7 protein-coding genes are annotated in these 8,061 nt (G+C 59.2%); 2 read left to right on the top strand and 5 right to left on the bottom strand.

Features of this window, described 5'->3' with window-relative positions:
• Positions 1-339: 339 nt before the first annotated feature.
• Positions 340-834 (top strand): MarR family winged helix-turn-helix transcriptional regulator, encoded by a 495-nt coding sequence (locus NW838_RS03935; RefSeq protein WP_414427534.1) that lies wholly within the window; start codon positions 340-342, stop codon positions 832-834.
• A gap of 68 nt (positions 835-902) precedes the next feature.
• On the opposite strand, the gene NW838_RS03940 is transcribed toward NW838_RS03935, so the two are convergent.
• Positions 903-1,877 carry an ABC transporter permease gene (locus tag NW838_RS03940; RefSeq protein ID WP_414427535.1) on the bottom strand — a complete coding sequence of 325 codons (975 nt, stop codon included), beginning with the start codon at positions 1,875-1,877 and terminating at the stop codon, positions 903-905.
• An 80-nt stretch (positions 1,878-1,957) separates the two neighbouring features.
• Positions 1,958-2,233 carry a hypothetical protein gene (locus NW838_RS03945; protein WP_414355802.1) on the bottom strand — a complete coding sequence of 92 codons (276 nt, stop codon included), beginning with the start codon at positions 2,231-2,233 and terminating at the stop codon, positions 1,958-1,960.
• Between the two features lie 255 nt (positions 2,234-2,488).
• Between NW838_RS03945 and NW838_RS03950 the strand changes: the two genes are divergently transcribed.
• Entirely contained in the window at positions 2,489-3,022 is a 534-nt protein-coding gene (locus NW838_RS03950) for a TM2 domain-containing protein (RefSeq protein ID WP_414355803.1), read from the top strand.
• An 18-nt stretch (positions 3,023-3,040) separates the two neighbouring features.
• Here NW838_RS03950 and NW838_RS03955 read toward each other — a convergent pair whose 3' ends face one another.
• The 3 genes from NW838_RS03955 to mfd all read right to left on the bottom strand — a co-directional run.
• Positions 3,041-3,823, bottom strand: coding sequence for an ABC transporter permease (locus NW838_RS03955; RefSeq protein WP_414355804.1), 783 nt, complete (start codon positions 3,821-3,823; stop codon positions 3,041-3,043).
• Positions 3,820-4,767 carry an ABC transporter ATP-binding protein gene (locus tag NW838_RS03960; protein ID WP_414427536.1) on the bottom strand — a complete coding sequence of 316 codons (948 nt, stop codon included), beginning with the start codon at positions 4,765-4,767 and terminating at the stop codon, positions 3,820-3,822. Before NW838_RS03960 ends, NW838_RS03955 begins: the two co-directional genes overlap by 4 nt.
• A gap of 103 nt (positions 4,768-4,870) precedes the next feature.
• Positions 4,871-8,061 (bottom strand): transcription-repair coupling factor (mfd, locus tag NW838_RS03965; protein ID WP_414427537.1); only part of this gene is annotated, 3,191 nt, incomplete at its 5' end.

Raw genomic sequence — 8,061 nt, forward strand, 5'->3', positions numbered from 1 at the left:
TCCCTGCCGGTTCGCCCGTTCAGGTGCTGCAACTGCCCTGAAGATCCCTAGCCCTTCTTTCGCTGCTGCCGGAATAACCGTCATAGTCGTTTCAGTTTAGGATGAGATACCCGAGCTACTGGTCGCGCCAGCGGGACGGAGTCCTTGAAAAGCCTTCTGGCCCAGTGCATTCAATGTTTTAGGGTTTTAGGCATAGGTGCAGTATCCTGGCTTGGATCGAAATGACCATAATTTGCGTTAGAACTGTACTACGGTGGGCTATCATAGAGCCGAGACTGTCCTTTGGGGTTGAGTTCCCTCAGGACTCTGTTCCACCAACGCGAACAGCGATCTTCAACCATGCCCACTCCCGCTAACTCTCCTCCTCTTCAAAGCGACGAGGTTCTCAACCCTGAGGACTCCGTTCCGGCGGCGGCCCGTGAGCCTTTTTTGGGGCTGTTGCGAGACCTGGCGCGGGCCTACCAAGCCTTTGAAAATTATGCCGGGGTTCATATTCGGCAAATGGGGCTGACCGCCCCCCAATTTGATGTGTTGGTGACCCTCGGCAATACCCCTGGGATGACCATGAATGTCCTGGCCCAAAAAACGCTGGTGACCAAAGGGACACTGACCGGCATTGTGGATCGCCTGGAACAAAAAGGGCTGGTGCGCCGGGAAGTGCCCCCGGAAAACCGACGCTGCTTTAAGGTCGTGCTGACAGAAGCGGGGGAAAAACTGTTTGAGGAAATTTTCCCGGCCCACGTCGCCTACTTGAAAGAGCGCTTCCAAAAGCTGGATCCCTCGGAGATGGCGCAGATCCAGGCTTGCCTTAAAAAACTGCAGGCTATTTTCTAGCGCTTTCAGATTCCCCTCTCCGATCCGGCTGATCAGCGACCCCCAAGCCGCAGTGCCGGAAGCAACCTCTAGCCCGGTTCAAACGGCTGCCCCAGAGCTGCCGGCGGAGTGGCCTTCACCGCCTGCTGGATCCAGCGCCGCAGCCGAGGTGGGATCCCGCGCAAGCCGTACTCCCACCATTCCCCAGAAGTGAGCACCAACACCAAAATCATCAACACAAAGGGAGCCACCGTAAAAACTTGGGTGGGCACGGCGCGGATGGTAGTCTGGGCAACTCCGGCAAAGGACTGCAAAATGCCGAACAGGTAGGCCCCCAGGGCTACCCGCAAGGGGTTCCAGCCGCCGAAGATGACGATGGCCAAAGCAATCCAGCCATACCCTGCTGTATGTCGGTGGCTCCAGCCGGCCTTGAAATCCAGAGAAAAGGCAGCCCCCGCCAAGCCCAATAGGGATCCCCCCACAAGGGTGTAAACATAGCGCCAGAAAATGACATCGGTGCCCCGGGCAAAGGCTGCTGCCGGCTGTTCTCCCATGGCCCGCAACATCAGGCCAGGCCGAGTGCGATAAAAAAAGAACCAAGTTCCCCCGATGAGCGCGTAGCTGGCGTACAGCAACAGATCCCCTCGGAACAGGAGCGGCCCCAGCAGTGGCACCTCTCTCAAGAAGGGGATCGGCAGGCTGGGCACCGTTGGCCCTGGGATCCGCACGAACGGATTGCCCAAAAAGGAAGACAAATCCGCCCCCAACAGGGCCAAGACAAAACCAATGGCAATTTGGGATCCCTTCAGGGTCAGCGAGCCGAAGGCCACAATCCCAGCAAACAGCACTCCCACAGCGGCGGCAGCCAAAAAGCCCAACGCCAGACTTCCCGTCAGCTTGGCCACGGCGAACCCAACCATGGCGGCCAGCATGATCGTCCCCTCTGCGGAGAGGTTGATCACCCCTGCCCGCTCGGTAATGGTTTCCCCCACACAGGCGAAGACCACCGGTGTGGCGGTGGCAATGGCAGTAGAGAGAATGGCGACCAGTTGAGCAGCGTTCATGATGGGCCTGTCGAGAACTCGGGTTGGGTTGATGCATTTGCAGTTGCTGCGCGAATGCGCCTGTTGATCTGGGCATCGCCTCAGCCCAACACCCAGAGCATGAAAGCCACCCCCAAGGTGACGGCGCCGAACAGAGCATAGCTGATCTGGCGCAGCGGCCTCAGTTGCAGGGCATGCAGATCCTTAAGCCAGCCCAGCCCCAAGGATTCGACAAAGCGATCCAGCACCGCCTGCATAGGGTAGGCGTAAACCGATCCTTGCTCCTTAAAGTTCACCAGCACAACCAACAGTGTAGCGTAGCCCCAGAGGAGGCCCCAGAGCACAGCGCTCAACCCGATTAAAATTGGCTCGAGCATTGACCTTCCCTATGAGTGTGCCCACCGTTCGCGATGGCAGGACGGAGTTCTTCGAGCTTGGGGAGCTTCAGATCTCATTATTCCGGTTCTTTTCCCGTTGAGGCTGCCCTCCCTCAGGCAGTAGCCTAGAAGGGGTCCAAGCTCGCTTTTAGAGGTAAAGGGATTGGTTTTGCCGGTTCTCTTCTGCCCGTCCAGGCCAGGAGATGACAGACTTAGACTTGGAGTACCCGCTCAAAGTTATCTCGTCAAATCCCCATGAGTTCTCGCTACCTGCTGCCCCCCGCCGAACCCAAATCCGTCGGTACCGCCTACATCCTCTGGGCGTTGGGCATATTCGGGATCTGTGGCGTCCATCGCCTCTACCTGGGCAAGACCGGCACAGGCGTTCTCTGGCTGTTCACCTTTGGCCTGTTGGGCATTGGGCAGTTGATCGACCTGTTTTTGATCCCAGGCATGGTGGAGAACTACAACTTCAAGCTGGCCGTCCTGCAGGGATCCCGACCCTCCCCATCCCCAGCTTCCTCAAAAACCACCTCAGCACCTCCTCAGCCCCTCAAAGGTCAAGCTCTGATGCGGGAGATCCTGCGGCTAGCCCAACAGCGGCAAGGGATCCTCACCCTTGCGGAGATAGCTATCGACTTACCTGCCGACTTTGACGAAATTGAAAAGGCGCTGCAAGAGCTGAGCCGGCGGAGCATGGCTTTCCCCGAAAACAACCCGGTCACTGGAGCGGTAGAATACCACTTCCCTCACCTGCTGCACCGCTCCCCCGACCAACGTTCGCTCTAGATGCCCTCCTGCAGACCTCTACTGGGATCCCAGGATCCCTTGGCGCTTGGCTGCCCGAACCGCCCGGCGAAAGGTCAGCAAGCCCAGGCCGAAGTAGAAAATGCCGCTGGTCAGAGCCATGATCAGCCGCACGGGATCCAAGCCCGCCTCCCGCACCATCACGTCTCGCAGCAGCCCAGCCCCCGCCGTCATGGGCAGACTTTGCCCTAGCCACCTCAGGGATCCCGGCCATTCTTCCGTGGGAGCAGCCAACAGAAAAAGCAAGCCGAATTGGCTGATAATTAAAAGCTGCTGAATTCGCTTCCAAATCAGAGCGGCGGATCCCAGCAAAAACGAGAAGCCGTAGGCCCCCAGCACCACGCTCACCAAAGGCAACACCAGAGCAGGGGGAAACCGCAACCGGCTGCCCGTCAGCAATAAGATGACGCCCAGAATGACGACGACAATGGAAAAGCGCAACACCAAGCTGGCACAAGCCCGTGCCAAGAAGAGAGTGGCTGCCGAAAATGGCGAGAGCAACACCTGCTCCAAGGTGCCTGTCTGGGCTTCCACCTGCAGGTTGAGGGCGATGTCGTTCACCACAAAAATGACCAGCGTCCAGAGCACATAGCCGATCACCACCGCATCCAACCGTTCGCCAAATTGGGAGGCAGGCCCTGCCACATATTGGGCGCCGGCAAAGAGGGCATAGAAGAAGAACGTGGTGATCAGGATCCCGCCCAGGGCCTCCGCCGGATAGCGAATGTACTGGATCCAGGCCCGCTTCAGTTCAGCCCAAAACAGGTGTATCACCGGCATCATCCTTGCCCCTCTCCCCTTTTCAACAACTCGAGGAAAATATGGGTGAGATCGGCTTCCTCTCGTTTGAGGCTGAGCAAGGGCAAAGGCTTCAAGATCTCCAGCACCTGATAGAGCATCTCTGGCGGGCCGCTGAACCGCACCCGATGGGATCCGAGAATCTCCACCCCTTGGCGGGCCAGTTGTTCAAACCTCCAGGGATCCAGCCCCTGTTCCAGCTCGATCCGGTAAGTACCGACGGCGCCGGCAAAGTGCCGGATCAACTCTCCCGTGGGGGCTTGGGCGATGATCACCCCTTGTCGAATAACGGCTACCTGATCCGAGAGCGCTTCCGCAATATCCAGTTGATGGGTGGTGAGCAAGATGGCTCGACCCGAAGCGGCAATTTGGCGGATCAGGGATTTCACCGCTTGCGCCGATTCCACATCCAACCCCAGGGTGGGCTCATCCAGCAGCAACAGGGCCGGTTGATGCAGGAGGGCGACGGCAATGGCCACCTTCTGCTGCATACCCCGCGAAAGGGTTTGCACGGCAACATCCCGCTTTTCCCACAGGCCAAAGGTCTCCAGGAGCTCTAGCCCCCGTTGCCGGGCGGTTCTGGGGGATAGCCCCCGCAGCACACCGAAGTACTCCAGGTTCTGTAGGGGGGTCATCCGCCAGTAGAGGTTGCGATTGCCTTCCAGCACTGCCCCCACCTGGGCCAGGGCCCCCGGATCGGTATGGGGATCCCGTCCAAGAATGCGCACTGTGCCCGCGTCCGGTTGGATCAGCCCGGCAATGAGCTTGATGGTGGTGGTCTTGCCGGCCCCGTTGGGCCCCAGAAAAGCCAGGATCTCCCCTGCCGCCATCGTCAGGGATACATCCACCACCGCCCGCACCTCCTTGCTCCCCTGCCGGTAGGTCTTCTGCAGGTGGTGGGCTTCTAGAACTTTACATGACGCGAACACGATGCAAAAAGGAGGGCAAAAGTTCAAACAGAGGAAGGCCGCCCACCCATCCCACTTTCTCACATCAGAGCATGAACCCACCCCGAGAGGGATCCAGCAGGATTCAGGAGGTTGTCAGGGCCAAACTCATTTTGTCTAGCCACTGCAAAAGGCTCTCCAGTTGCTGCGCTGCCGGTACCATCCCCAGACCCCGCACCGTCACCTTGCCCGGTTGGTAAACAAAGCGAGGCTGCAGGTGAGTGGGCAGGGCCTCTTTCAGGCGATTCCAAGCGGGCTCCTCCATGGGGGTTTCCAAAAGCACATGCTCTTTGGCCGGTTTGATGCGGGAAAAGCCCAGGGCTCGGGCCAGCACCTTCAGCTCCATTACCCGCAGCAGCTCCTGAGTGGGCTTGGGCAGGGGGCCAAAGCGGTCTTGCCATTCTTGGGCAATTTGCAACAGCTCGACCCGAGAGCCAGCAGCGGCCAGTTGTCGATAAGCCTGCATCTTTTGATCTTCGTCGGGAATATAGCTTTGCGGGATCATAGCGGTAACATTCAGGTCGATTTGCGTGTCCTCCACCTGCGGGATCTCCTGGCCGCGAATTTCTCGAATAGCCTCTTGCAGCATCTCCAGGTAAAGATCGAAGCCCACTGCATTGACTTGCCCCGATTGCTGCGTTCCCAACAGGTTGCCAATGCCGCGAATTTCCATATCCCGCATCGCCAACTGATAGCCGGATCCCAGTTGGGTAAATTCCTGAATGGCCTGGAGACGTTTGCGGGCGTCCTCGCTGAGGATCCCATCTTCTCGATAGAACAGCCAAGCATGCGCTTGGATCCCGGCCCGGCCCACCCGCCCCCGCAGTTGGTACAACTGAGCCAATCCAAACTCCTGGGCATTTTCAATCAAGATGGTATTCACTCTGGGGATATCCAAACCCGATTCGATGATGGTGGTACAGACCAAAATATCGGTCTCGCCATTGTTAAAGGCCAGCATGGTGGATTCCAGCTCTCCTTCCGGCATTTGCCCGTGGGCAATGGCAATGCGGGCGCCGGGCACCCATTCCCGCAATTTGGCGCTGGCTTCTTCGATCCCTTCGATGCGGTTGACCACATAAAACACTTGCCCACCCCGATCCAATTCCTGGCGGATGGCTGTGCGGACAACCTCAGGATTGTAGGGCGAAAGGTGAGTTTTAATGGGCCGACGGGAAGGCGGGGGAGTTTGGATCAGGCTCATTTCCCGCAGCCCCGACAAGGCCATATACAGGGTGCGCGGGATGGGGGTGGCGGTGAGCGTCAGCACATCCACCTGGGTTTTCAGCAGCTTAATCTTCTCTTTTTGGTTGACGCCAAATCGCTGCTCTTCGTCAATCACCAAAAGGCCCAAATCGCGAAATTGTACATCCTTGCCCAAAAGCTGGTGGGTGCCCACCACAACATCCAGTTCGCCGCTTTTGAGACGGGATAGGATTTCTTTTTTCTCCTCCGAGGTGCGGAAGCGGTTGAGCAGCCCCACTTGAATGGGATAGGGAGCGAAGCGCTCTTTTAAGGTGTGATAATGCTGCTGGGTGAGAATGGTGGTCGGCGCCAAAAGAGCCACTTGCTTGCCGGCGGTTACGGCCTTGAAAATGGCGCGGATGGCCACTTCCGTTTTGCCAAAACCCACATCTCCACACAGCAGCCGATCCATGGGGCGAGGGGATTCCATATCCCGCTTGATCTCCTGGACAGCTCGGAGTTGATCCGGCGTCAGGGGATAGGGGAAAGAATCTTCCAGCTCCTGTTGCCAAGGAGAATCGGGCGGGAAGGCATAGCCCTCCTGTTCGGCGCGTTTGGCATAGAGCTGCAGCAGGTCAAAGGCCACTTTTCGCAGGCTCTTTTTCACCTTCTGTTTGGTCTTTTCCCAGGTGCTGCCGGACATCTTGTGCAGGGCAGGTGGTCCATCCCCGCTGGCGCGGTAGCGGGAAAGGGAGTTGACCTGGTCGGCAGCTACCCGCAACAGGCCATCGCTGTATTGAATAACCAGGTACTCGCGGGTTTCGCCCCCAATGGTGAGGCTTTCTAAGCGCAGAAACTGGCCAATGCCATGGGCCTTGTGAACGACAAAATCCCCTGGCTTGAGCAGGTTGGGATCCACCTGGCGAGAGCTGGCCTGGCGGCGCTTGCGCACATAAGAAGGGGTGGCCAGGCTGTGCTGGCCGAAAAACTCGCGGTCGGTGAGCACCACCCACCCCAAGGTGGGCAGGAGAACCCCCTCCAGCTCGGCCAGGCCGGAATACTTGAGGGCCACTGGGGTGTAGGACTGCAGCTGGCGCTCGATGGCCGGGAAGTCTTTGGGATTGGGCACGTACTGGGCGGGGCAGTCGTGTTCCTGCAGCAGAGCTACGGTGCGGGAGGGCTGAGCAGAGAGGATCCACACCTGCAACTGCTGCTTGCGGTACTCGCGCAGGGTTTTGGCCAGGGATCCAAACTGGTGGGGGATGGCGGGAACGGCCCGGCTTTTCAGGTCGATGGCGGCGGATTCTCCCGGAGTGAGAGCGGCGTGGAGCGCTATGGCACGGGCCAACAGGCGGGGGAAGGGATCCCAGTCGGGAGCATGGAGATCGAAGGGGCGGTGAAAGGGCTGCAGAGCCGGCTCCGCAACCTGGGCCTGTTTCCACTGTTCTTGGGCGTGGCTTAGCCACTGCCGGCTGTGGGCCTGGCACTGCTCTGGCTCGTCGATCAGGATGAGGGTGGTGGGATCCAGATAGCTGAGCAGATTGGCGGGAGGGGTGTAGAGCAGGCCGAGAAAACGGCGCAAGCCCTCCGGGGGGGTGGGCGACTGCTCCAACTGCTGCCGTAGGCCCTGGGAGAGCTGATCGGCTTTTTCCTGCAGAGCCGGCCAGAGGATGGGTCCGTAGCCAGTGGGGGTCAGCCAGACGTAGGGGATCCCATCTTGGGAGCGCTGGCTCACCGGGTCGAACTCCCGCAGTCGCTCCAGCTCGTTGCCAAACCACTCTAGGCGCACCGGCCACTCGCAGGCCACCGGGAAAACGTCGAGAATATCGCCCCGTCGGCTCCACTGCCCCTCACTTTCCACCAAATTCACCCGCCGGTAGCCCAGACGGGTCAACTGCTGCCCCAGTTGCTGGGGAGACATCTCCAGGCCAGGTTCCAGCTTGAGACAAAAGGCCCGAAACACCTCTGGGGGGGGAAGGTGGGGCTGTAGGGCCCGCTCCGTAGCCACGATGGCAAGCCCGGTTTTGCCCTGGAGACAATCGGCCAGCACCTGAAACTGGCCCCACACCAGCTCCGGTTCCAGGTCAAAAG

This window comes from Synechococcus sp. R55.2, from assembly GCF_047462075.1.
Lineage (GTDB): Bacteria > Cyanobacteriota > Cyanobacteriia > Thermostichales > Thermostichaceae > Thermostichus.